Origin of the sequence: Streptomyces sp. NPDC005775 (assembly GCF_042871565.1) — a bacterium.
Classification (GTDB): domain Bacteria; phylum Actinomycetota; class Actinomycetes; order Streptomycetales; family Streptomycetaceae; genus Streptomyces.
This window is the reverse complement of sequence record NZ_JBIAIU010000008.1, coordinates 38,324-61,502: the sequence shown is the minus strand read 5'-3', so window position 1 is coordinate 61,502 and position 23,179 is coordinate 38,324. Positions and strand designations below refer to the sequence as shown.

At 70.1% G+C, this 23,179-nt stretch carries 18 protein-coding genes and 4 tRNA genes; 13 read left to right on the top strand and 9 right to left on the bottom strand.

The window, feature by feature from the left end:
* Positions 1 to 28: 28 nt before the first annotated feature.
* The 5 genes from ACFYPA_RS19825 (at position 29) to purM (ending at position 5,920) form a co-directional block, all read left to right on the top strand.
* Positions 29 to 949, top strand: a complete 921-nt coding sequence (locus tag ACFYPA_RS19825) for a M23 family metallopeptidase (protein ID WP_389133200.1) — start codon at positions 29 to 31, stop codon at positions 947 to 949.
* A 160-nt stretch (positions 950 to 1,109) separates the two neighbouring features.
* Positions 1,110 to 1,757, top strand: coding sequence for a TetR/AcrR family transcriptional regulator (locus ACFYPA_RS19820; protein WP_389133197.1), 648 nt, complete (start codon positions 1,110 to 1,112; stop codon positions 1,755 to 1,757).
* Between the two features lie 222 nt (positions 1,758 to 1,979).
* A complete protein-coding gene (locus ACFYPA_RS19815) occupies positions 1,980 to 2,780 on the top strand; it encodes a sterol carrier family protein (RefSeq protein WP_389133194.1) in 801 nt (266 codons plus the stop codon).
* 479 nt (positions 2,781 to 3,259) lie between these two features.
* Complete coding sequence (gene purF, locus ACFYPA_RS19810; RefSeq protein WP_359083801.1) at positions 3,260 to 4,786, top strand: amidophosphoribosyltransferase; 1,527 nt, start codon at positions 3,260 to 3,262, stop codon at positions 4,784 to 4,786.
* 60 nt (positions 4,787 to 4,846) lie between these two features.
* Positions 4,847 to 5,920 carry a phosphoribosylformylglycinamidine cyclo-ligase gene (gene purM / locus ACFYPA_RS19805; RefSeq protein ID WP_359313254.1) on the top strand — a complete coding sequence of 358 codons (1,074 nt, stop codon included), beginning with the start codon at positions 4,847 to 4,849 and terminating at the stop codon, positions 5,918 to 5,920.
* Between the two features lie 251 nt (positions 5,921 to 6,171).
* On the opposite strand, the gene ACFYPA_RS19800 is transcribed toward purM, so the two are convergent.
* Positions 6,172 to 6,429, bottom strand: a complete 258-nt coding sequence (locus tag ACFYPA_RS19800) for a DUF3073 domain-containing protein (protein WP_033296941.1) — start codon at positions 6,427 to 6,429, stop codon at positions 6,172 to 6,174.
* Between the two features lie 311 nt (positions 6,430 to 6,740).
* The gene (locus ACFYPA_RS19795; protein ID WP_359083804.1) at positions 6,741 to 7,832 is read right to left on the bottom strand and encodes a Glu/Leu/Phe/Val dehydrogenase dimerization domain-containing protein; all 1,092 of its coding nucleotides are present in this window, start codon (positions 7,830 to 7,832) and stop codon (positions 6,741 to 6,743) included.
* A 175-nt stretch (positions 7,833 to 8,007) separates the two neighbouring features.
* On the opposite strand from ACFYPA_RS19795, the gene ACFYPA_RS19790 reads away from it, so the two are divergent.
* Both ACFYPA_RS19790 and bldC read left to right on the top strand, forming a co-directional pair.
* Positions 8,008 to 8,853: a hypothetical protein gene (locus tag ACFYPA_RS19790; RefSeq protein ID WP_359083805.1), complete on the top strand. Its 846-nt coding sequence runs from the start codon at positions 8,008 to 8,010 to the stop codon at positions 8,851 to 8,853.
* A gap of 536 nt (positions 8,854 to 9,389) precedes the next feature.
* Complete coding sequence (gene bldC, locus ACFYPA_RS19785) at positions 9,390 to 9,596, top strand: developmental transcriptional regulator BldC (protein ID WP_003949541.1); 207 nt, start codon at positions 9,390 to 9,392, stop codon at positions 9,594 to 9,596.
* Between the two features lie 503 nt (positions 9,597 to 10,099).
* On the opposite strand, the gene ACFYPA_RS19780 is transcribed toward bldC, so the two are convergent.
* The 3 genes from ACFYPA_RS19780 to hrpA form a co-directional block, all read right to left on the bottom strand.
* Complete coding sequence (locus ACFYPA_RS19780) at positions 10,100 to 10,789, bottom strand: DUF6274 family protein (RefSeq protein ID WP_389133189.1); 690 nt, start codon at positions 10,787 to 10,789, stop codon at positions 10,100 to 10,102.
* Between the two features lie 140 nt (positions 10,790 to 10,929).
* A tRNA-Asp gene (locus ACFYPA_RS19775) sits at positions 10,930 to 11,004 on the bottom strand.
* 117 nt (positions 11,005 to 11,121) lie between these two features.
* Positions 11,122 to 15,042 carry an ATP-dependent RNA helicase HrpA gene (hrpA, locus tag ACFYPA_RS19770; protein ID WP_389133186.1) on the bottom strand — a complete coding sequence of 1,307 codons (3,921 nt, stop codon included), beginning with the start codon at positions 15,040 to 15,042 and terminating at the stop codon, positions 11,122 to 11,124.
* Between the two features lie 158 nt (positions 15,043 to 15,200).
* On the opposite strand from hrpA, the gene ACFYPA_RS19765 reads away from it, so the two are divergent.
* From ACFYPA_RS19765 to ACFYPA_RS19755, 3 genes are read left to right on the top strand one after another with little or no spacing between them, the layout of a single operon-like run.
* A complete protein-coding gene (locus ACFYPA_RS19765) occupies positions 15,201 to 15,560 on the top strand; it encodes a hypothetical protein (RefSeq protein WP_389133183.1) in 360 nt (119 codons plus the stop codon).
* Between the two features lie 58 nt (positions 15,561 to 15,618).
* Positions 15,619 to 16,455: a DsbA family protein gene (locus ACFYPA_RS19760; RefSeq protein WP_389133180.1), complete on the top strand. Its 837-nt coding sequence runs from the start codon at positions 15,619 to 15,621 to the stop codon at positions 16,453 to 16,455.
* The gene (locus tag ACFYPA_RS19755; protein ID WP_359083810.1) at positions 16,452 to 17,327 is read left to right on the top strand and encodes a cytochrome c biogenesis CcdA family protein; all 876 of its coding nucleotides are present in this window, start codon (positions 16,452 to 16,454) and stop codon (positions 17,325 to 17,327) included. The genes ACFYPA_RS19760 and ACFYPA_RS19755 overlap by 4 nt, the downstream gene beginning before the upstream one ends.
* Before the next feature lie 38 nt (positions 17,328 to 17,365).
* Here the strand turns inward: ACFYPA_RS19755 and ACFYPA_RS19750 are convergent.
* The 4 genes from ACFYPA_RS19750 to ACFYPA_RS19735 form a co-directional block, all read right to left on the bottom strand.
* Positions 17,366 to 17,442 (bottom strand) — tRNA-Phe (locus tag ACFYPA_RS19750).
* A gap of 22 nt (positions 17,443 to 17,464) precedes the next feature.
* Positions 17,465 to 17,539 (bottom strand) — tRNA-Asp (locus tag ACFYPA_RS19745).
* A gap of 36 nt (positions 17,540 to 17,575) precedes the next feature.
* Positions 17,576 to 17,648, bottom strand: a tRNA-Glu gene (locus ACFYPA_RS19740).
* Positions 17,649 to 17,825: 177 nt separating this feature from the next.
* Positions 17,826 to 19,400 (bottom strand): metallophosphoesterase, encoded by a 1,575-nt coding sequence (locus tag ACFYPA_RS19735; protein ID WP_389133176.1) that lies wholly within the window; start codon positions 19,398 to 19,400, stop codon positions 17,826 to 17,828.
* Between the two features lie 85 nt (positions 19,401 to 19,485).
* Between ACFYPA_RS19735 and ACFYPA_RS19730 the strand changes: the two genes are divergently transcribed.
* From ACFYPA_RS19730 to ACFYPA_RS19720, 3 genes are all read left to right on the top strand, one after another.
* Positions 19,486 to 19,836, top strand: coding sequence for a metallopeptidase family protein (locus ACFYPA_RS19730; protein WP_356322728.1), 351 nt, complete (start codon positions 19,486 to 19,488; stop codon positions 19,834 to 19,836).
* A gap of 176 nt (positions 19,837 to 20,012) precedes the next feature.
* A complete protein-coding gene (locus ACFYPA_RS19725) occupies positions 20,013 to 20,585 on the top strand; it encodes a hypothetical protein (RefSeq protein WP_389133173.1) in 573 nt (190 codons plus the stop codon).
* 241 nt (positions 20,586 to 20,826) lie between these two features.
* Entirely contained in the window at positions 20,827 to 23,079 is a 2,253-nt protein-coding gene (locus ACFYPA_RS19720) for a DEAD/DEAH box helicase (RefSeq protein ID WP_389133170.1), read from the top strand.
* Positions 23,080 to 23,179: the final 100 nt, after the last annotated feature.

The window sequence follows — 23,179 nt, the reverse complement described above, 5'->3', positions numbered from 1 at the left end:
CGATCAGACCGACGACCAGGGGGAAGTCATGTCTGTCCGTAAAGCTGTCATGGTGCTGTACCGAATCTGCTGGATCATCTTCTTCGCGATGCTGGTCCTCAGCCTCTTCACTCGCCCGCCCTTTCCGTACTGGCTGATCTGGGTGCCCGCAGCGGCCGCGCTCGCTCTCGTCCTGACGGCGGGCCGCAAGGCCCGCTCGGCGGCCGCGGACCCACGACCCGCCGTGGAGGTCGAGCCGCCGGTGTCCGGACGATGGACCGCGTTGAACAGTCCGGCGGACAAGGTGCCCAGCCACGGGATACACGGCTACGGACAGACGTACGCGATCGACATCGTGGCCGAGCCCGAGCCCGGACCGGAGGGAGAGCGTGGCCCTTCCCGCCCGAAGTTCCGCCGACTGTGGCCCGTCGCCCTCCGCAATGACCGCTTCCCGGGCTTCGGGGCCCCCTTGCTCGCGGTGGCGGACGGCACGGTGGTGTACGCCGCACACGGCAGGCGTGACCACCTCAGCCGCAACTCCCTGCCGGCGTTGCTCTACCTGATGGTGCTCGAGGCGTCTGTGCGGGATGTGCTCGGTCCCGGCAGCATCGTCGGGAACCACCTCGTGCTCGACCTGGGTAACGGCACGTACGCCATGTACGCCCACCTGCGGCGAGGCTCACTCCGAGTGGGGGTGGGGGAGACCGTCCGGGCAGGGCAGCAGCTGGCCGAGTGCGGCAACTCGGGAAACTCGACCGAACCCCATGTGCATTTTCAGCTGATGGACGATCCGGATCTGGACGTGGCGATCGGAGTGCCCTTCACCTGGCGCGGCATAGGTGTCCCCGCCAACGGCGAGACGTTCACGGTCGGGGTAGCGGTGGACGGGCATTCCGTTCCGGACGCGGGCACGGACACGGAAACGGAAACGGAAACGGAGGCTGACTCGGGCGGGGCTCAGATCATTTGAGTGCGAGGGCGGACCTGCCGGGGCGGGCATGGCTTGGCGGGGCGGGGCTGCCATCCGGGTCGAGGTGCGCTGCGGAGGCCGGCACCCCCCCCGCCGCAGTAAGTCTGGACCAAGGCAATATTTAAGGTCGGTCTAAGTTTCATCCTGGTACAGTGATGCCATGATCGAGGGGATGGGCCTGCGCGAGCGCAAGAAGATCCAGACGCGACGCCGTCTGCTGGCCGAGGCCACGAGGCTCTTCGGCGAACGCGGATTCGATCAGGTCTCGGTAGCGGAAATCGCCGAAGCCGCCGACGTGTCGAAGATGACTGTCTTCAACTACTTCGACAGCAAGGAAGACTTGGTTCTCGCTCCCATGGAGGAGCACATCGGCGAGGTCGCCCAGGCGGTCCGGGACCGGGTTCCAGGTGAGTCCGCGGTGTCGGGCACGCGCCGCCAGTTCCTGGCCGCGATCAAGAGCCGGGACCCCGCGGTGGGGATGAGCGATTCGCCGGTGGCGCTGGGGCTCCTCCAGCTGATTCAGCAGACGCCCGCCCTGCTCACCCGGGCCCGCGCGTTCTTCGCCCGCAGCGACGAGTTGCTCATCGAGGTCCTGGTCGAGGAGGGCGAGGACCCGGCTGTCGCGCGCATCGTGGCAGCCCAGCTGATCGGCACGCGCAACACCCTGATCAGTGAGAACCACCGGCGGTTGTTGGCCGGGGAGTCAGCCGACGCCATCGCGCCGGATGCCGCGCTTCTCGCCGAGCGAGCGTTCGACCTCCTGGAGAACGGCCTCGGCGACTTCGCGACCCGGGCCCGAGTCGGCTGACCGGATTGGGGCCGGCCTGCGTTCGGGCTGACCCGGTCGTGGCTCGGCCTGCCTCGCGCGCCGCCAGTGGACCCGGTGCCGGCCACGTTGCCGCCGCGCGGTGCCGTGCGTGCTGCGCCGTGCGGCCGCCGACAGCGCCGGTGCCGCGGCTGGTGCCGAGGAGTTCGGATGCTGCGCGGTACGCCGTAGGCTCCCGCCGCGGTACGCCGTAGGCTCCCGTCCATGCCGCCGTCCCAGAAGCGCGCCCGCCGCTACGACCCGGTCAGGACCCGCACAGCGGTCCTGGCGCAGTTCTCCCACGTGCGGGCTGCTGTGCGCACCCTGACCCCGCAGCAACTGGACAGGCCGAGCGGGCTCGGTGGGTGGTCGGTGCGTGAGCTCGCCGTCCACCTGACCATGGCGCTCTCGCACGTCAGCGCGACGCTGGAGCTGCCCGAGCCCGTCCTCGCCAAACCCGAGGTGAGTTTGCTGGAATGGCCGTTCTCAACGGCCGGACGGGCGGACCGGATTGCCGAGGACACCGGGGCGCTCGCCGCCGGGAACCCCGATGTGGACGCCCTGTACGGGGAGGTGGCGGACCGCTTCGAGGCGTCGGTGCCGGGCGCCCCCGAGGACCGGTTGCTGGCCACGCGGGTCGGTGCCATGCGGCTCGGGGACTTCCTGGTCACCCGGACCGTGGAACTCGTCGTCCACACGTATGACCTCAACGAGGCGACCGGGCTCGGTATCCCGTACGACCGGCAGGCGCTCGCAGCCTGCACCCGGTTGCTGGCCGACGCACTGGCGGAGAAGGCGCCGGGCGGTTCGGTGGAGGTGCGGGTTCCGCCGTTCGCGGTCGTTCAGTGCGTCCAGGGGCCCCGGCACACCCGCGGCACGCCGCCCAATGTCGTCGAGACCGACGCGCTCACCTGGATCAGGCTGGCCACCGGACGTACGCACTGGGCACGTGAACTGGACGCGGCCAAGGTCAGCGCCAGTGGGGAGCGGGCCGACCTCGCACCGCTGCTGCCCTTGATGAAGTGACGGACGAAGACCGGAACATCGGTAGCGGCTGAGCTCCAGCAGCGTCGCTGTCCTGCCGACCGAGAACATGCGGAGACCTGCCGCGGTGTGGGCGAACGGTGGACAGTCGGCGGCGGGGTGGCAGCGGGCGTCCGCAGAAGCCGCATACCGCCCCCCGAGGCAAGCGGCCGGTGTGAGGCTCGCCACGAAACGAGCGTTCGGCCAGCCCCGTGCGAGTGCGCGGCGAGCCGCCTCGCGGAGTGCCAGGTGCCGGTCCGGATGCGATGCGGCGTCGTGGCCGGAACTCGGCGGTAACCCGCCGGTGATCCGGGCGGCGACTGGCTCGAGGCGGCTGCGGGCGGCCATCCGTCACCGGACGTCGCTCACTCCCCGTAACCGTTTGGGATGGTCGCGAGGAGGGGTGAGGGGGTGCTTCTTCCGCAGTCCGGCGGGGCGTCCCCAATTCGGACCAGTGGTCGATCTCCCCTACACTCGGTGGCGTGCCTCGTGGTGATGGACGACTCAACCACGACCTGCTCCCCGGAGAGAAAGGCCCCCAGGACGCTTGCGGCGTCTTCGGTGTCTGGGCTCCCGGCGAAGAGGTCGCCAAGCTCACCTATTTCGGACTGTATGCCCTGCAGCACCGTGGACAGGAGTCCGCGGGTATCGCAGTGAGCAACGGGTCCCAGATCCTGGTCTTCAAGGACATGGGGCTGGTCTCGCAAGTCTTCGACGAAACGTCTCTGGGATCGCTCCAGGGCCATATCGCGGTCGGCCATGCCCGCTACTCCACCACCGGTGCCTCGGTGTGGGAGAACGCGCAGCCGACGTTCCGTGCGACCGCGCACGGCTCGATCGCCCTCGGACACAACGGCAACCTGGTCAACACGGCTCAGCTGGCCGAGATGGTCGCCGACCTTCCGCGCAAGGACGGCCGCGCCACCCAGGTCGCCGCGACCAACGACACCGACCTGGTGACCGCGCTGCTCGCCGGCCAGACCGACGACGACGGCAAGCCGCTCACCATCGAGGAGGCCGCCGCGAAGGTGCTCCCCGAGGTGAAGGGTGCCTTCTCCCTGGTCTTCATGGATGAGCACACCCTCTACGCGGCCCGTGACCCGCAGGGCATCCGCCCGCTGGTTCTCGGCCGCCTGGAGCGTGGCTGGGTGGTGGCCTCCGAGTCCGCCGCCCTCGACATCTGTGGCGCCAGCTTCGTGCGCGAGATCGAGCCGGGCGAACTCGTCGCCATCGACGAGAACGGTCTGCGCACCTCTCGCTTCGCAGAAGCGAAGCCCAAGGGCTGTGTCTTCGAGTACGTCTACCTGGCCCGCCCCGACACCGACATCGCCGGGCGCAACGTCTACCTCTCCCGGGTGGAGATGGGCCGCAGGCTGGCAGCCGAGGCTCCGGTCGATGCCGATCTGGTCATAGCGACACCGGAATCCGGCACGCCCGCCGCGATCGGTTACGCGGAGGCCAGCGGGATCCCGTTCGGCGCCGGACTGGTGAAGAACGCCTACGTCGGCCGGACCTTCATCCAGCCGTCCCAGACCATCCGGCAGCTCGGCATCCGCCTCAAGCTGAACCCGCTCAAGGAAGTCATCAAGGGCAAGCGTCTGGTGGTCGTCGACGACTCGATCGTCCGCGGCAACACCCAGCGCGCACTCGTCCGGATGCTCCGTGAGGCCGGCGCCGCCGAGATCCACATCCGGATCTCGTCCCCGCCGGTCAAGTGGCCCTGCTTCTTCGGTATCGACTTCGCCACCCGCGCCGAGCTGATCGCCAACGGCATGTCCGTCGACGAGATCGCCACGTCGATGGGGGCCGACTCGCTCTCGTACATCTCGATCGACGCGATGATCGAGGCGACGACGATCGACAAGCCGAACCTGTGCCGCGCCTGCTTCGACGGCGAGTACCCGATGGAGCTTCCGGACCCGGAGCTGCTCGGCAAGCAGCTGCTGGAGACCGAGCTGGCGGCAGGCCCTGCGGCGACCGCCGCGGCCGACGCGCTGCGCCGTCCGTGATCCGGACCGCTCGGCAGCCTTCCCACCAGCCCCGTACTTCCACACGAAAGATCCCAGGCAATGTCTGAGACAACAGGTGCTTCCTACGCGGCAGCGGGCGTCGACATCGAGGCCGGCGACCGTGCCGTAGAGCTGATGAAGCAGTGGGTGAAGAAGACGCAGCGCCCCGAGGTCGCGGGCCTCGGCGGCCTCGGCGGCTTCGCCGGCCTCTTCGACGCCTCGGCGCTCAAGCGCTATGAGCGCCCGCTGCTCGCCTCCGCCACGGACGGTGTCGGCACGAAGGTCGACCTCGCCCGTCAGATGGGCGTGTACGACACGATCGGCCACGACCTCGTCGGCATGGTCGTGGACGACCTCGTCGTGTGCGGTGCCGAGCCCCTCTTCATGACCGACTACATCTGTGTCGGCAAGGTGCACCCCGAGCGTGTCGCGGCCATCGTCAAGGGCATCGCCGAAGGCTGTGTGCTGGCCGGCTGCGCCCTGGTCGGCGGCGAGACCGCCGAGCACCCCGGTCTGCTCGGTCCGGACGACTTCGATGTCGCCGGCGCCGGTACGGGCGTGGTCGAGGCCGACCGCCTGCTGGGTCCGGACCGCATCCGCAAGGGTGACGCCGTCATCGCGATGGCGTCGTCCGGTCTTCACTCCAACGGGTACTCGCTCGTCCGCCACGTCGTCTTCGACCGTGCCGGCTGGGCGCTGGACCGCGAGGTCGAGGAGTTCGGCCGGACGCTCGGCGAGGAGCTCCTGGAGCCCACCAGGATCTACTCCCTGGACTGCCTGGCGCTGACTCGTACGACCGAGGTGCACGGCTTCAGCCACGTCACCGGCGGCGGTCTGGCCAACAACCTGGCCCGGGTCATCCCGGACGGCCTGCACGCGACGGTGGACCGTTCCACGTGGACGCCCGGCGCGGTCTTCGACCTCGTCGGCAAGGCCGGCCAGGTCGAGCGGCTGGAGCTGGAGAAGACGCTCAACATGGGCGTCGGCATGATCGCGATCGTCCCCGCCGAATCGGTGGACGCGGCTCTGACGACGCTGACAGACCGCGGCGTCGACTCCTGGGTCGCGGGTGAGATCACCGACCGCGGTACGCACGCGACCGGCGCGGAGCTCGTGGGCGGGTACGCGCGCTGAGGTCAGGCGCCACAAGACGCCCGCAGGTCCCGGGCGGGCCGCGCAGGCCCGCCCGGCAAGCCCCGGGGGCCATGACCTCACGGATGTGAAGGCCGGGCCGATGGGGTTCACGGCGCAGTACGGCACGCGCCAGAAACCGGGACAGTACACGCTGGGAACCGGGACGGCGCCCGCTACGGACGTTACGGACCGGGACAGCACAGAACCCGGTCCGGGACAGGCCCGAACCGGGTTGATGTGTCAGCGCGAGGTCAAGCGCCGCGGCGCTGTGACGACGGACCGGACTGATCGTCCTCGTCCGCGTCCTCGTCGTCGTTGTACTGATCCGCGTACTGTGCGTACGGGTCATCTTCCTCGTCGTCGTCCTCGAACGGCTCTGCGTTCGGTGGTTGACTCGAAGGTGATGCGCCCAGCTCATTGGCCAGACGCGACAGATCAGTCCCGCCGCTGCTGTACTTCAGCTGACGGGCGACCTTGGTCTGCTTGGCCTTTGCCCGGCCGCGCCCCATGGCTCGACCCCCTCGGTGACGGGGCTCGACGGCCCCAGAGTCTTGACACGCGTTCATGTTTCAGGACGGACTCTCGACAGAGAGGCCGTGCCTGTAGTGCTTTAACGGTACCTGCTTCCGCGGCCATACGGTACGCCGCCCGCATCACGTGGCCCGGAAGAGGACCTGCGAAGAGCTTGTCCTCGCTGGTCAACTGCGATTTTAACCTCTTATTGGCACGCGACCCGCCGACCGGGGTAAGTCTTGTCTCGCCGGTCGGCGGTTCGGTGGGGCCGACCCGGGCGTGACGCCCTGTGGAGCGCCCGGTGCGGTCAGCTACGGCGGGCCTCGGCCATCCGCTGCTCGGCGATGCGGTCGGCCGCGGCGGCCGGCGGGATGCCGTCAGCCTTCGCACGCGCAAAGATGGCCAGCGTGGTGTCGAAGATCTTCGAAGCCTTCGCCTTGCACCGGTCGAAGTCGAAGCCGTGCAGTTCGTCCGCGACCTGGATGACACCGCCGGCGTTCACCACGTAGTCGGGTGCGTACAGGATCGACCGGTCCGCCAGGTCCTTCTCGACACCCGGGTGCGCGAGCTGATTGTTGGCCGCGCCGCACACCACCGAGGCGGTGAGCACCGGAACGGTGTCGTCGTCGAGAGCGCCGCCGAGCGCGCACGGCGCGTAGATGTCCAGTCCCTCGGTACGGATCAGCGCCGCGGTGTCCGCCGCGACGGCGACCTCGGGGTGCTTCTCGGTGATCCGGCGCACGGACTCGTCCCGCACATCCGTGATCACGACCTGGGCGCCGTCCGACAGCAGGTGCTCGACGAGGTGGTGGCCCACCTTGCCCACCCCCGCGACCCCCACTTTCCGGCCACGCAGCGTCGGGTCGCCCCAGAGGTGCTGGGCCGAGGCCCGCATCCCCTGGAAGACGCCGAAAGCGGTGAGCACGGAGGAGTCGCCGGCGCCGCCGTTCTCGGGGGAGCGGCCCGTGGTCCAGCGGCACGTGCGAGCGACGACGTCCATGTCGGCGACATAGGTGCCGACATCGCAGGCCGTCACGTAACGCCCGCCGAGCGAGGCCACGAAACGGCCGTAGGCCAGCAGGAGTTCGTCGCTCTTGATCAGTTCGGGGTCGCCGATGATGACGGCCTTGCCGCCGCCGTGGTCGAGGCCGGCCATGGCGTTCTTGTACGACATGCCGCGCGCCAGGTTCAGCGCGTCCGCGACGGCCTCCTCCTCGGAGGCGTACGGGTAGAAGCGGGTACCGCCCAGGGCCGGGCCCAGGGCGGTGGAGTGCAGGGCGATCACGGCCTTGAGGCCGCTGGCGCGGTCCTGGCAGAGCACGACTTGTTCGTGCCCACCCTGGTCCGAGTGGAACAGGGTGTGCAGTACGTCGACAGGCGCGCCGGTCACATCGGTCACTGTGGTGACTCCCAAGTACGAAGCGGCGGGGAGACCCTCCTGAAGGTGGGGAGGGCCCGGAAGGACCGGCTCGGCCGGTCCGTCCGGGCAAGAGCGTAAGTCCTCGGCGGGCGTAGATCTGTTCCAGTGCCGAGGATCACCCCCTACAGGAGTACGGGCGTGACACGATCGCTGCATGTCGGTGGTGTCTTCGGTGCTCGTCCCTTACGCGTCCTACCTCCGGGTGTACGAGCCACTGGCGGCCTTCCCGGAAGCCGAACGTGCTCACTGGGCCCGCTATGCGGGCCGCGAGCGCGTCCCCACGGCTCAGGACGAACTGCGCCGTTCCCTGGCCGACTTGGTGGCGACCCCGCCGGTCGGCGTGCCGGCGCACGAGAGCGCCGACGCGTTCGTCGCCGAGGTGGACGGGGTGGTGTGTGTCTGTCCGTGGCGGACCCGGCTGCGCGGGTGGCTGGCGCTGGACGGGCTGGCGGACATGTTTCCGGACGCGGTGCTCGACGCGGTGCTGCCGCCGGTGGTGCGCGGGCAGGCCGTGGCCGATCACGAGCGGTGGTCGGAGCGCAATCCGGATGCCCGGCCCTGGATCAGGACGGCGGTGTGGCAGGTGCCGGTGCGCTGGTTCGTCCTCTTCGGGGACGAGGAGCGCGAGTACCTGGAGGCGGGGGAGAGCGGTGAGCCGCCGCTGCTGCGGTACCGGACGCCGATGGTCCAGGCGCGGCGCAGGCTCGCGCGGGGGCTGAAGACGTTGCGCGAGTCAATGGACGACGGCCCGCTGACCGAGGGGTTGGTGGACGTCGGGCGGTGGCTGGAGGAGTTCCATCCGCGTGCGCTCGTGGAGCTGGACTACGGAGGGCTGGTGCACGCCCTGCCGGCCGGGCAGCTCGCCGCGGACCGCAGCGCCGCGGACGTGGCCGAGGGCATCGCGGCGCTGGGCGCCGGGGATGCCGAGAGGGCGAGCGAGGCGTACGCGCGTCTCGCCGAGCGCTGGAGAGCCGTGAGGGACCGCCAGTTTGCGAACTGACGAGCGAACTGGCAACCGAACTGACGAACCATGAACCTGTGACCCGTGTGACACGTGAGGGTGAAGAGGCGGAACCGTACCTCAGTGGTCTCGGGACCTACGTCCCGAACCGGGCCTTTGCCTCAAGCGTGATGGAAAGCACTTACGGGGCCCTTGCGTCCTTCCCCACTCCTCGTGCCAAAATAGGACAAGGAGTCCGGGGAGGGCTCCTTCCGACCAAGTATGGGTGGAATGCTCAGCATTGCACTCTATGGGGGGTCTGATGGCTCCTGATCGCTCTGTGACTGATCGTCACGATGGTGTGACTGTCCGCTATGGCATGGTCCATCGGCTTCCGTCGCTGATGAACACCTGGGAGGGCAATTCCATCGGTTTGGCCGACGTGGCTGGACGGATGGTGTAGTTGTAGTGCCGAGGACAAGCCGTTCGTCCTATAACCGACTCGGCCCGCGTCCGCCATTTCGGGCAACGTGGGTCAAGGTGCAGAATTTAGAGGAAAGAACCGAGATGGTTCGGTTCTCCCGAGGAGGCCGCTCATGACCGCTCGCACCCCTGATGCCGAGCCGCTGCTGACCCCGGCTGAGGTTGCCACGATGTTCCGCGTGGACCCGAAGACGGTTACCCGTTGGGCCAAGGCAGGCAAGCTCACGTCCATCCGCACGCTCGGTGGACATCGCCGGTACCGCGAGGCAGAGGTCCGCGCACTGCTTGCGGGTATTCCGCAGCAGCGCAGCGAGGCCTGACATACCCCTGTCGCCGCGTCACAACTGGGCTTTTGGGTCCCCCAACCCGCATAGCCCACCCATAGCTCCATATGACGGGCGCCCGCCCCAACGGGCGCCATACCTGTGCCATACGGGTGTTGTCATCAGATCGCGCTGGACTCCGCCGGGTCCAGCGCGATCTTTTTTGTGCGCCTGGCCGACGGTGGCGGCTCCCGCCGACACCCGCTCTTCTGTCCGTAATCCGCCACTGGAAACCGGGCGTCCGGTTGGCTCCGGGCGGGTCTGTTCGCGTCCCTGTGGGGCGGTGCGTCCCGCCCCGCTGACGGCCAGGGGGAGGGTGGTCGGGGCCGGTCAGGGGTGCCCCTGCCGAGTGGTGCAATTGCACATATTAAATTCGTCAGTTGTAGGAAGGGTGTAAAGCCACCCCTTCTGAAAACTGATTCGGTGACACCCGTCACATGGCACGAGTCTTGCCAAGTACGAGCCTGCCACTGTTGGGGAGCGGAACGCCGCGCCATTGGTCACGCGGCGGGGGGACCTTCGTCCTCCGCCCACGCGGGCCCGCGCCGCTCTTTCCGGCCCGTTCCGGTATCGGCCGGCGGGGACGAGGCGGACGAGGGGGTGAGGCGGGCCGTCATCCGGGTGGGGGTGCGGCGCCCGGTGAGTGCCCGAGGGGCGCTGCCGTCCGTCGTCGATTCGGGCTCCGTCACAGGCCGCACGGTCTGTTCCTGCGCCTCGGAGGGCGACACGTGCTCAGCGGTCGGTTCCTGTCGTGCGGGTGCGGGTGCGGGTGCGGGTGCGGGCGCCGACGTGGGTGCCGGTGCGGAGGGGGTGGGGGGCGCCGGTGCCGGCGCGGGCGGGGTCGCGGCCGCTGTGGCCGTTCTGGGCGGTTCGTGGGCGGCTGAAGGCCTCGCGGGCGCGTCCGGGCGCTCGGAGGCCGCCAGAGGCTCCATGGCGAGCCGCAGTAACCGTGCGCAGACCGCGCAGTGCCGGGTGAGGTGGCGGTAGCCCGATGCCGCCGCCAGATGGGCACGCAGCAGGGCGCGTATCTCGTGGCGGGGCGCCTTCCCGCGAACGGGGGCAGGAGCAGGGGCCGGAGCAGAGGCCGGGGCCGGGGCCTGGGCCGGGGTCGGGGCCTGGGCCGGGGTCGGTGCCAACTCGTGGGCATCCGGCCGTCCCGAGCGGAAGCCTTCCCCCGTGGATGCCGTCATCCGCGCCACCTCCCGGTGGATGCGTGCCGCCCCGACCGGAACAACCAGGGGCAGCCCTTGGTTTCTGAGTACTCGTCGGCGGACACCGGAGTCAAGACGCGCGAAAGCCCGGATCCAGAGGATCCGGGCTTTCGTTACTGCGGTCCTGACGGGATTTGAACCCGCGGCCTCCACCTTGACAGGGTGGCGAGCACTCCAAACTGCTCCACAGGACCAGGTCTTCGCGGGCTTCCTTGCGGCTGCCTGCGAAGACAGACTGTACAGGAGGTCAGAGGGTGCGGTCGACCTCACTCCTGGTGGCGGATCCGTTACGCACCCATCGCCGGACGGCCCTACGGGGCGGCGGCGTCGATCGCCTTCACGATCCGCTTGTCGGAGACCGGGAACGCGGTACCGAGCGCGTGCGCGAAGTAGCTGACCCGCAGCTCCTCGATCATCCAGCGGATGTCCAGGACCTCCTGCGGAACGGGCCTGCCCTGCGGCAGTTGCTCCAGCAGCCAGGCGTACTCGTCCTGCATCTCGTGGACCTTCTCCATGCGCGTGGTGTCGCGCTGGACGTTCGTCGGCATCTGCTGGAGTCGGCGGTCCTCGGCGACGAGGTAGCGCATCAGGTCGGGCAGCCTGCGCAGCCCGGTCAGGGTGACGAACCCGGCCGGCACGAGACGGGCGAGGTGGTCCCGTACGTCCGTGACGTTGTTGATCAGGACCAGGCTGTTCGTGGCCTTCAGCCTGCGTTCGCAGGCCTGCCAGGCGGCCAGGATCTGCTGGACCTGGCCGATCGTGCGGACGGTCAGGTCCACCAGATCGGCGCGCACCTTGTCGTACAGCTTCCGGAACGACGCCTCGTCCCAGGCCGGACCGCCGTGCGCGGCGATCAGCCGGTCGGCGGCCGCCATCGCGCAGTCGTCGAAGAGTGCCTGGATGGAGCCGTGCGGGTTGCGGGACAGGGCCAGCTTCTGCTGGTTCGTGAGCTTGTCCGAGGCGAACTTCGCAGGGTTCACCGGGATGTTCAGCAGGATCAGCTTCCGGGTGCCGCGCCACATGGCCTGCTGCTGCTCGGCCTCGGTGTCGAAGAGCCGTACGGCCACCGATTCACCCTGGTCGACGAGAGCCGGGAAGGCCTTGACCGGCTGGCCCGCCCTTCGCGTCTCGAACACCCGGTCCAGTGTGCCGATCGTCCAGTCCGTGAGGTGGGAGCGCTCGATGGACTCACCGGACGGCCCCGCGGTCGCCGCGGCGGCCTGGGAGAGGGCGCGGCGGGCCTTGGGGCGCAGCTGGACCCGCAGCGCCTCCAGGTCCTTGTCCTCGGCGACCTTGCGGCGACGCTCGTCGACGACCCGGAAGGTGATCTTCAGGTGGTCCGGGACACGGCTCAGGTCGAAGTCGTCCGCGGTGACGGGGACACCGACCATCCGCTGGAGCTCGCGGGCCAGCGTCATCGGCAGCGGCTCCTGCAGCGGCACGGCCCGGTCCAGGAACTTGTCGGCGTAGTTCGGCGCGGGGACGTAGTGCCGGCGGATCGGCTTGGGCAGGGAACGGATCAGCTCGGTGACCACTTCCTCGCGCAGGCCCGGGATCTGCCAGTCGAAGCCCTCGGACGTGACCTGGTTGAGCACCTGGAGCGGGATGTGGACGGTCACACCGTCGGCGTCCGCACCGGGCTCGAACTGGTACGTCACACGGAACTTGAGCTTCCCCTGCCGCCAGGAGTCCGGATAGTCGTCCTTGGTGACGGCGCCGGCCTTCTTGTTGATGAGCATCGAGCGCTCGAAGTCGAGGGCGTCCGGCTCGTCCTTGCGCTTGTGCTTCCACCACGAGTCGAAGTGCGCACCGGAGACGACGTGTTCGGGGATGCGCTGGTCGTAGAAGTCGAAGAGCGTCTCGTCGTCGACGAGGATGTCGCGGCGCCGGGCGCGGTGCTCCAACTCCTCGACCTCGCCCAGGAGTTTGCGGTTGTCGTGGAAGAACTGGTGGTGCGTGCGCCAGTCACCCTCGACCAGGGCGTTGCGGATGAAGAGGTCCCGCGAGGCCTCCTGGTCGATGCGGCCGAAATTGATCTTGCGCTGGGCCACGATCGGTACGCCGTACAGCGTGACCCGCTCGTACGCCATCACCGCCGCCTGGTCCTTCTCCCAGTGCGGCTCGCTGTAGGTGCGCTTCAGCAGGTGCTGGGCCAGCGGTTCGATCCACTCGGGCTCGACCCGGGCGTTGACCCGCGCCCACAGCCGGGACGTCTCCACCAGTTCGGCCGACATCACGAACCGCGGCTGCTTCTTGAAGAGCGCCGATCCCGGGAAGATCGCGAACTTGGCGCTGCGGGCGCCCAGGTACTCGTTCTTCTCGGTGTCCTTCAGCCCGATGTGTGACAGCAGACCGGCCAGCAGCGAGGTGTGCACCGACTGCTCCGGAGCGTCGTCCTCATTGAGCTCGATGCCCATCTGCTTGGCGACCGTGCGCAGCTGCGCGTAGATGTCCTGCCATTCGCGGATGCGCAGGAAGTTCAGGTACTCCTGCTTGCACATCCGGCGGAAGCTGGAGGAGCCGCGCTCCTTCTGCTGCTCGCGGATGTAGCGCCACAGGTTCAGGAACGCCAGGAAGTCCGACGTCTCGTCCTTGAACCGGGCGTGCTGCTGATCGGCCTGGGTCTGCTTCTCGGACGGCCGCTCGCGCGGGTCCTGGATGGAGAGCGCGGAGGCGATGACCATGACCTCGCGGACGCAGCCGTTCCGGTCTGCCTCGATGACCATGCGGGCCAGGCGCGGGTCCACCGGCAGCTGCGAGAGCTTGCGGCCCAGCGGGGTGAGCCGCTTCTTCGGATCCTTCTCGTCCGGATCCAGCGCGCCCAGCTCCTGGAGCAGCTGCACGCCGTCGCGGATGTTGCGGTGGTCCGGCGGGTCGATGAAGGGGAACTTCTCGATGTCGCCGAGACCGGCCGCGGTCATCTGGAGGATGACGGAGGCCAGGTTCGTACGGAGGATCTCCGGGTCCGTGAACTCCGGGCGGGTCACGAAGTCGTCCTCGGAGTACAGCCGGATGCAGATGCCGTCCGACGTACGGCCGCAGCGGCCCTTGCGCTGGTTGGCGCTGGCCTGCGAGATCCGCTCGATCGGCAGCCGCTGGACCTTGGTGCGGTGGCTGTAGCGGGAGATGCGGGCGTTGCCCGGGTCGATCACGTACTTGATGCCGGGGACGGTCAGCGAGGTCTCGGCGACGTTGGTCGCGAGCACGACCCTGCGGCCGGTGTGGCGCTGGAACACGCGGTGCTGCTCGGCGTGCGACAGGCGGGCGTAGAGGGGGAGCACCTCAGTGTGTCTGAGGTTGCGTTTGCCGAGCGCGTCGGCGGTGTCGCGGATCTCGCGCTCGCCGGAGAGGAAGACCAGGACGTCGCCGGGCCCCTCGTGCTGGAGCTCGTCGACGGCGTCGCAGATCGCGGTGATCTGGTCGCGGTCGGAGTCCTCGCTGTCCTCCTCCAGCAGGGGGCGGTAGCGCACCTCCACCGGATACGTACGCCCGCTGACCTCGACGATCGGCGCCTCGCCGAAGTGGCGCGCGAAGCGCTCCGGGTCGATGGTCGCCGAGGTGATGACGACCTTCAGATCCGGGCGCTTGGGCAGCAGCCGGGCCAGATAGCCGAGCAGGAAGTCGATGTTCAGCGACCGCTCGTGGGCCTCGTCGATGATGATCGTGTCGTACGCGAGCAGCTCGCGGTCCGTCTGGATCTCGGCGAGCAGGATGCCGTCCGTCATCAGCTTGACGAAGGTCGCGTCCTGGTTGACCTGGTCGGTGAAGCGCACCTTCCAGCCGACCGCCTCGCCCAGCGGCGTCTTCAGTTCCTCCGCGATCCGCTCGGCGACCGTGCGCGCCGCGATCCGGCGCGGCTGGGTGTGCCCGATCATGCCGCGCACGCCCCGGCCCAGCTCCATGCAGATCTTGGGGATCTGGGTGGTCTTGCCGGAGCCGGTCTCACCGGCGACGATCACGACCTGGTGGTCGCGTATCGCCTCCAGGATCTCGTCCTTCTTCTGGCTGACCGGCAGCTGTTCGGGGTACGAGAGGGCAGGCATCCGCCCGGCCCGCAGCGCGAGGCGCCCGGCTGCCTTCGTGGCCTGGGACGCGATCTCGTCCAGCACGGCCTGCTGGGCATCGGGCTTACGAATGCGGCGCGCGCCTTCGAGACGGCGGCCGAGCCGGTGCGCGTCGCGGAGCGAGAGCTGCCCGAGCTGGGACTGGAGATCGGCAAAGGAAGTAGACATACGGATCCCAGGATCTCACCCGGGCCCGGGGAACGGCGAACCTATTTCGCGCGGCCTCGGTCACCGGGCCCGTACAGCCGCGGAGAGTGTGATCACAGCACGTACCATTCCGGGCAGCTGATCCCTCTGCCGAGCCCCTGCCGGAAGGCCTGTCCGCCGTGTCCCGTTCGTCGTGGTGCTGCCTGGTGGCGGCCCTTGCCGTCGTCCTGGGGCTGTTCTGCGGGCCGACGGTGGCTGCGGAGCCGGCGCCTCCTCCGGGTCCGGCCGTGGCCGTGTCCATGGGCGCCGGGCAGGGTGACGGGCTTCCCGGGTGCGGCAGGGGCGGCAAGCACGACGGAACCGAGCCGGCCGTTCCCGGGCGGGCCCGCGCGGCCCACGACCAGGCGCCGGGCCTCGCCGAGTGGGGCCTGCCCGCAGCCGCTGTGCCGGTGCCGGTGCGGCAACCCGCGCCGATGACGCCGCACGGACCCGACGCGGCCCCGCCGACTGCGGTGGAACTCTCCGTACTGAGGGTGTAGACGGCCCGCTCCTCCCGGCCGTCCCCCTTCCTCCCGCATCACCAGCTCGGAGTTCCGCATGCCCACGTCCATGCCCAAGCCCGCCCCGAAGCCCTCGTCCCGGACATCCAGCAGGAAGCCGCTGGTCTACGGCGTAGGGGTCGTCGTCGCGGCAGCACTGTTCGGTTACGTGTCCTACCGGGCCACCGCCCCCGATTCCCCCGGCACCGGTTCCTCCTCCGTGGTGGCCGACGTCACCGCGGGTCCGGACGAGGGCATCTACCCGGAGCTGGCGAAGCTCGCCCGGCGCGATGCCGGCGACAAGCTGGCGCTGGGCCGTGCGGACGCGCCGGTCGTCCTCATCGAGTACGCCGACTTCAAGTGCGGCTACTGCGGGAAGTTCGCCCGGGACACCGAACCGGCCCTGGTGACGAAGTACGTCGACGCCGGCACGCTGCGCGTCGAGTGGCGCAACTTCCCGATCTTCGGCGCCGAGTCCGAGGCCGCCGCGCGCGCCTCCTGGGCCGCCGGACAGCAGAACCGCTTCTGGGAGTTCCACCGCGCCGCGTACGCCGAAGGAGCCAAGGAGAAGGGGTTCGGCAAGGACCGCCTGAAGGCGCTCGCCGCCGAGGCAGGGGTGCCCGACCTCGACCGCTTCGTCCGCGACACGGACGGCACGGCGGCCGCGGCAGCGGTGAGCGCGGACCAGGAGCAGGGGTACGGAATCGGCGCGACGTCCACCCCGTCCTTCCTGATCAACGGCCGCCCGATCGCCGGGGCGCAGTCGTCGGAGACCTTCACCCGGGCCATCGAGCAGGCGGCCGACCGGGCGAAGAACCTCGGCAACGCGGGCCAGGACACCCAGGGCACCCCATCCCCGGAAGGCGCCGCGAAGGGTCAGGGCTCCGCGAAGTGACGGCGGACATCGGCTACTTCGCCGCGCTCCTCGGCGGGCTGCTGGCCCTGCTCAGCCCGTGCAGCGCCCTGCTGCTCCCCGCCTTCTTCGCGTACTCCATCGACTCCGCCTCCAGGCTGCTCGCCCGGACAGGGATCTTCTACGCGGGCCTGGCCACCACCCTCGTCCCGCTCGGGGCCGCGGGCTCGTACGCCGGACGGCTCTTCTACAGCCATCGCGACGCCCTCGTCCTCGGCGCGGGCTGGCTGATCATCGGGCTCGGTGTCGCCCAGATCATCGGTCTGGGCTTCGCCTCGCGCCGGATCTCCGCGCTCAGCGGCAGGATCCGCCCCACGACCGCGCTGTCCGTCTACGCGCTCGGAGCCGTCTACGGCCTGGCCGGCTTCTGCGCGGGACCGATCCTGGGCAGCGTCCTCACCGTCGCGGCCGTCAGCGGCAGCCCGGCGTACGGAGGACTGCTGCTCGCCGTGTACGCACTCGGCATGGCGGTGCCGCTCTTCCTGCTCGCGCTGCTCTGGGAGCGGTTCGACCTGGGCCGGCGGGCGTGGCTGCGCGGCCGGGCACTGCGGCTCGGCCGTTTCGAGCTGCACACGACGACGCTGCTGTCGGGGCTCTTCTTCATCGGCCTCGGCGCGCTGTTCCTCGCCTACGACGGGACGACCGCGCTGCCCGGGCTGCTGAACGTGGACCAGTCGTTCGCCGTCGAGCAGTGGGCCCGGGGCATCGGCGAGCGCGTGCCCGACGCGATCCTGCTGGTCGCGGTGGTGGCCGTGGTGTTGGTGGTGCTCGCGGTGCGGTCCGGGCGACGCCGGAGCGGGGCCGGCGCGGACAGTGCCGACAGGGTGAACACCGCGGACCGGGAGGGCGCCTGACACGGCGAAGGCCCCGTCCATCGGACGGGGCCTTCGGGTGGTGGCTGGGGCCGGGATCGAACCGGCGACCTATCGCTTTTCAGGCGATCGCTCGTACCAACTGAGCTACCCAGCCACGCAGCTCATAAGGGCTGCAGCGGTCCTGACGGGATTTGAACCCGCGGCCTCCACCTTGACAGGGTGGCGAGCACTCCAAACTGCTCCACAGGACCAAGCTTTGTGCGACTAAGTGTCGCACAGGTTGTGCGTGCCCCCAACGGGATTCGAACCCGTGCTACCGCCTTGAAAGGGCGGCGTCCTGGGCCACTAGACGATGAGGGCAGAACTGCTGGTACAGCTTGCTTCCACGTCTGTCGCCCGAAGGGAAAGTGAAGAAGCGTGTGACTCCGCTTCCCCCCAAGAGGTTCGGCTTCTCCTTCAACCTTGCGGGTTGCAGAACGGTCGAGCCCTGACCGGCGCCCTTGGGCACGTCGGAGACTGTACACGGGGGTTTCGGTGTCAGCCAAACCGAATAGGAGAGGGCGTCGCGTCGGGTCGGCTCTCCTTGGGGAGATGGCGGCTGACCTCGGCGGTCGTCAGGCCGAGGCCGCCCAGGGTGATCTCGTCCCAGGCCTGCAGACGGCGGGTGGAGCGGTCCAGATAGAGCACCGACGCGAGCACCTGCTCCGGCTTCTCGTTCTGTACGGCACGCAGCCCGCCGCCACCCGTGGACCCCTCGACCATCAGCCGGGTGCCCCCCTTCATGACTTCGTTCTGCCGGTGGTGCACATGACCGGCCAGCACGAGGGGAACCGCCCCGTCCGTCTGCCGGGCCGCCTCCGGCTCGTGGGCGACGGCGATGTCCACCGGCGTGCGGGCCCGTCCCTGCCCGCGCAGCGCCGCGGCGAGGCGCAGACCTGCCGCCCGCTCGACGTCTTCGGCCTGCTCCGGACCCGTGCGGTCCGGGGTGAACTGCGGGTCGCCGATGCCCGCCACCCGCAGCCCGCCGACGTCCACCGCGCGGCCGTCGTCGAGCACGTGCACGTTCTTGAAGCGCTTGTTCCCCTCCAGGTACTTCTGCGTCACGGCCGAGTCGTGGTTGCCGCGGACCCACACGTAGGGCGCGCCCAGGTCACTGATCGGGTCGAGGAAGCTGTTCTCCACGGCCGCCCCGTGGTCCATCGTGTCGCCGGAGTCGATGATCACGTCGATGTCGTACTGCTCGACGAGCGATCCGATGATGTGCCACGCCGCGGGGTTGAGGTGGATGTCGGAGACGTGCAGAACGCGGAGCGTGGCAGGGTCCGGGCTGTACACGGGGAGCGTCGAGGTGGCGTCGTACAGCTTGGTGACGTTGGTGACCAGCCGGGCGAGTTCCTGCTGGTAGACGTCGAAGTCGGTGACGATCGAGCGGGCGTCGCCGACGACGGAGGGGGCGCTGGAGAGCAGCCCGGAGAACTTCGGCTCCAGGACCGACTCGGGGTTCCAGGTGGCGTACGCCCCGACGCCCGAGGCGGTCAGCAGCGCGAGCGCGAGCCCGCCGGCGGCCAGGGCGCGCCGGGGCCTGCGGTAGACGGCGAGGCCGAGCGCGGTCGCTCCGGAGACGACCGCCACGCAGGAGCGCACGGCGAGCTCGCGGGCACCGGTGGCGACGTCACCGCTGACCTCGCCCTCCAGTCCGGCGAGCCGTTCGGGGTGCTGGACCAGGGCTTCGGAGCGGACCGGGTCGAGGCGGTCGACATCGACGTCGAGCCGGACCGGGGCGCGGTGCGAGTCCAGTTCCAGGGCGCCGAGCGGGGACACGTTGATCTTGGTGCCGCCGCTGAGGGAGGGCCGCAGGGTCATGGTCGTGTCCATCGGACCCACGGGCGTACGGACACTGCCGACCGCCAGCAGTCCCAGCCAGGCGCCGAACAGCACGACGGCCACCAGGCCCAGCGCGCGGGCGAACGGGCGCGGCGCGCCGGCGAGCATGCCGCGGCCATGGGAGTGGTGGAGGCTGCGGCCGGTGCGACGGCCGGAGCGCGGGCGTGGGCGGAGGCGGGTGAGGTGCCGGACGCGGGCTGCTGCGGCACGGAACGGGTCGCGGGCCATTGGGCGCGTATGCCCCGGCGACGAGCCGTATATGCGCTTGCGGCGGACCGGGGCGCATCCGGCGGCCGTACGTGACAATGGCGGGGTGCTGGAGATGACGCGGGAAGCGTTCGAGGAACTGGTCGGCGAGGCGCTGGACCGGATCCCGCCGGAGCTCACCCGGCTGATGGACAACGTCGCGGTCTTCGTCGAGGACGAACCGGAGTCCGACGATCCGGAACTGCTGGGGCTCTACGAGGGCACGCCGCTGACCGAGCGCGGTGAGTGGTACGCGGGCGTCCTGCCTGACCGGATCACCATCTACCGGGGCCCGACGCTGCGGATGTGCGCGTCGCGCGAGGACGTGGTCGCCGAGACGGAGATCACGGTCGTGCACGAGATCGCCCACCACTTCGGCATCGACGACGAGAGGCTGCACGCGCTCGGTTACGGGTGAGGCCGTGGCCGTGTCCGCGCGGACACGGGTGATACGCGGCACACGGCGAGGTGTGAATGAGGTGTGCGGGCCTGCCCGTGGGCGTGTCCCCGGCGGGGTGGCGGGAGTTGGGCACAGCGCTCCCGGCTCGTTTCCGGGATGACTCGTCCTTCTTCGCGCCCCCCGGAGGTGCCCCCGTGCGCCAGTTGTCCGCGCCCGTTCGCTGGGCGGCCGTCACTGCGGTGACGATCGCCGCGTCCACCGGCTGCATGAGCATCGGTTCCGACAGCGGGAAACCGGCGCCCTCCGGCTCCGCCGTGCCGAAGGGCTCGGTGGCCGAGCCGGACGGAGCCACGGTCGCAGGGACCGGCCACGCCCGTACGGGGGGCGGCGCCGGGGCGCACTCCGAGCGCAGGGCCGGCCGGTCCACCGATCCGAGCGCCTCCGCGGCCCCCTCGGACAGCCCCGGTGCGAAACCTGGTCGGTCCGGCCCGGCGAAGGGCCGCCCCCCGGCACCGTTGACGCCCTCGGCGCCGGGGCCCGGGGCTCCCGAGCAACCGGAACCACCGGCCGCGTCCGACCCGGGCCCCGGCACCCCCGAGACTCCGCAGCCGCCGACTCCGCCGGAGCCCGAGCCGGAGCCTTCCGAGCCGCCGCCGGTGCCCTCGGCCTCGCCGGCCGCCCAGCTCCGTAACGGCACGACGGGTGCGCCGGACGCCGTCTACGCGATGCGGACTCCGGAGGCATCACCGCAGGTGGGACCGGCCTGAGGGGAGAGGTAGCGGGGGGCGGGTTGCGCAATGGGGGGAAGAGTGCGTATGGTTATAGATCGTTTGATCCCATTGCCCGGCGCCGACACAGAAGAGCGCCGTGTGGCGCGTACTCTCCCTTGCCGTGGCTGGACCGCATTGAGGCGGTCGAAATTGCGAAAACACGGAGTTACGGGCGCGTGCCGAGACTCCGAGAGGTTTCGCATTTCGCATGTCAATTTCCAGTTCTGACCACACCGTCATGCCCGAGAACGTCGACAACACCGTCGAGAGCGCCGAGCTCATCGAGGCCGCAGAGGCCGTCGTCGCCGAGTCCGCCGACTCCGTCGAGACCGACGCCCCGTCGGCCGAGCAGGCCGACACCGTCGCCGTGACCGAGCAGGCCGACACCGACGCCGCCGACCAGGCCGACGCCGAGCCGACCATCACGTTCGCCGAGCTGGGCCTGCCCGAGGGCATCGTCCGCAAGCTCGCGCAGAACGGTGTGACCTCGCCCTTCCCGATCCAGGCAGCGACCATCCCGGACGCCCTGGCCGGCAAGGACATCCTGGGCCGCGGCCGTACCGGCTCCGGCAAGACCCTCTCCTTCGGTCTGCCGACCCTGGCCTCGCTGGCCGGTGGGCACACCGAGAAGAAGAAGCCCCGCGCGATCATCCTCACCCCGACGCGTGAGCTCGCGATGCAGGTCGCGGACGCGCTGCAGCCGTACGGCGACGTGCTGGGCCTGAAGATGAAGGTCGTCTGCGGCGGTACGTCGATGGGCAACCAGATCTACGCGCTGGAGCGCGGTGTCGACGTCCTCGTCGCCACCCCGGGCCGGCTGCGCGACATCATCAACCGGGGCGCCTGCTCCCTGGAGAACGTCCAGGTCGCCGTCCTCGACGAGGCCGACCAGATGTCCGACCTGGGCTTCCTGCCCGAGGTCACCGAGCTGCTCGACCAGATCCCCGGCGGCGGCCAGCGCATGCTCTTCTCCGCCACCATGGAGAACGAGATCGGCACCCTGGTCAAGCGCTACCTGAGCAACCCGGTCACCCACGAGGTCGACTCCGCCCAGGGCAACGTCTCGACCATGTCGCACCACGTCCTCGTCGTGAAGCCGAAGGACAAGGCGCCGGTCACCTCCGCCATCGCCGCCCGCAAGGGCCGCACGATCATCTTCGTCCGCACCCAGCTGGGCGCCGACCGCATCGCCGAGCAGCTCGTCGACGCCGGCGTCAAGGCTGACGCCCTGCACGGCGGCATGACCCAGGGTGCCCGTACCCGCGTTCTCGAGGACTTCAAGAAGGGCTTCGTCAACGCGCTGGTCGCGACCGACGTCGCCGCGCGCGGTATCCACGTCGACGGCATCGACCTGGTCCTGAACGTGGACCCGGCCGGCGACCACAAGGACTACCTGCACCGCTCGGGCCGTACCGCCCGTGCCGGCAAGTCCGGTGTCGTCGTTTCGCTGGCGCTTCCGCACCAGCGTCGCCAGATCTTCCGTCTGATGGAGGACGCGGGCGTCGACGCGTCGCGTCACATCGTCCAGGGCGCGGGCGTCTTCGAGCCGGAGGTCGCCGAGATCACCGGCGCCCGTTCGCTCACCGAGGTCCAGGCCGACTCCGCGAACAACGCCGCCAAGCAGGCCGAGCGCGAGGCCGCCGACCTGACCAAGCAGCTGGAGCGCATCCAGCGCCGTGCCGTGGAGCTGCGCGAGGAGGCCGACCGTCTGGTCGCCCGCGCCGCGCGCGAGCGGGGCGACGACCCCGAGGCAGCGGTGGCCGAGGTCGCCGCCGAGGCGGAGGCCGCACTGCTGGCCGCCACCTCCGTGCCGGAGCAGCCCGCGGCCCGCGAGGAGCGTCGCGACGACCGCGGCAACTACGAGCGCCGTGACAACCGCGGTGGCGACCGCGGTGGTTACCGTGGCGGCAACGACCGTGTCGGCGAGCGCAGCGGCCGTCCGGCCGGCAGCAACGGCTACCGCGGCAGCAGCGACCGTCCGTCGTTCCGCGGCAGCAACGACCGCCGTGAGGACCGTCCGGTCGGTGGCGGTTTCCGCTCCGGTGGCGGTGACCGTCGTGACGACCGCGGCGGCCGCTCCTTCGAGCGCCGTGACAACGACCGCCCGTCGTTCAACCGCGACCGTCGTGACGAGCGTCCCTCGGGCGGCTTCCGCTCCGGTGGCGGTGACCGTCGTGACGACCGCGGCGGCCGCTCCTTCGAGCGTCGCGACAACGACCGCCCGTCGTTCAACCGCGACAACGACCGCCCGTCGTTCAACCGCGACCGTCGTGACGACCGCCCGTCCGGTGGCTTCCGCTCCGGCGGCAGCGACCGTCCGTTCAACCGCGACCGTCGTGACGACCGTCCGGCGGGCGGCTTCCGCTCCGGCGGCGCCAGCGACCGTCCGACCGGCCGCCGCGACGACCACCGGGGTGGCACCGGCACGGGTACCGGCACCGGCACCTTCGGCCGCCGCGACGACAAGCCGCGCTGGAAGCGCAACGGCTGATCGTCGGACCGCGATCGCCTGATCGTTGAGCAGGGCCCGTACTCCACTTCGGTGGGGTGCGGGCCCTGTCGCGTGCGCGGGGTGTGAACATGCGAACAGA

Excerpts from the sequence above, each read along its gene's own strand:
- ACFYPA_RS19825 (WP_389133200.1), top strand. The coding sequence starts at position 29 with ATGTCTGTCCGTAAAGCTGTCATGGTGCTGTACCGAATCTGCTGGATC.
- ACFYPA_RS19820 (WP_389133197.1), top strand. The coding sequence starts at position 1,110 with ATGATCGAGGGGATGGGCCTGCGCGAGCGCAAGAAGATCCAGACGCGA.
- ACFYPA_RS19815 (WP_389133194.1), top strand. The coding sequence starts at position 1,980 with ATGCCGCCGTCCCAGAAGCGCGCCCGCCGCTACGACCCGGTCAGGACC.
- purM (WP_359313254.1), top strand. The coding sequence starts at position 4,847 with ATGTCTGAGACAACAGGTGCTTCCTACGCGGCAGCGGGCGTCGACATC.
- ACFYPA_RS19800 (WP_033296941.1), bottom strand. The coding sequence starts at position 6,429 with ATGGGGCGCGGCCGGGCAAAGGCCAAGCAGACCAAGGTCGCCCGTCAG.
- ACFYPA_RS19790 (WP_359083805.1), top strand. The coding sequence starts at position 8,008 with ATGTCGGTGGTGTCTTCGGTGCTCGTCCCTTACGCGTCCTACCTCCGG.
- bldC (WP_003949541.1), top strand. The coding sequence starts at position 9,390 with ATGACCGCTCGCACCCCTGATGCCGAGCCGCTGCTGACCCCGGCTGAG.
- ACFYPA_RS19780 (WP_389133189.1), bottom strand. The coding sequence starts at position 10,789 with ATGACGGCATCCACGGGGGAAGGCTTCCGCTCGGGACGGCCGGATGCC.
- hrpA (WP_389133186.1), bottom strand. The coding sequence starts at position 15,042 with ATGTCTACTTCCTTTGCCGATCTCCAGTCCCAGCTCGGGCAGCTCTCG.
- ACFYPA_RS19760 (WP_389133180.1), top strand. The coding sequence starts at position 15,619 with ATGCCCACGTCCATGCCCAAGCCCGCCCCGAAGCCCTCGTCCCGGACA.
- ACFYPA_RS19735 (WP_389133176.1), bottom strand. The coding sequence starts at position 19,400 with ATGGCCCGCGACCCGTTCCGTGCCGCAGCAGCCCGCGTCCGGCACCTC.
- ACFYPA_RS19720 (WP_389133170.1), top strand. The coding sequence starts at position 20,827 with ATGCCCGAGAACGTCGACAACACCGTCGAGAGCGCCGAGCTCATCGAG.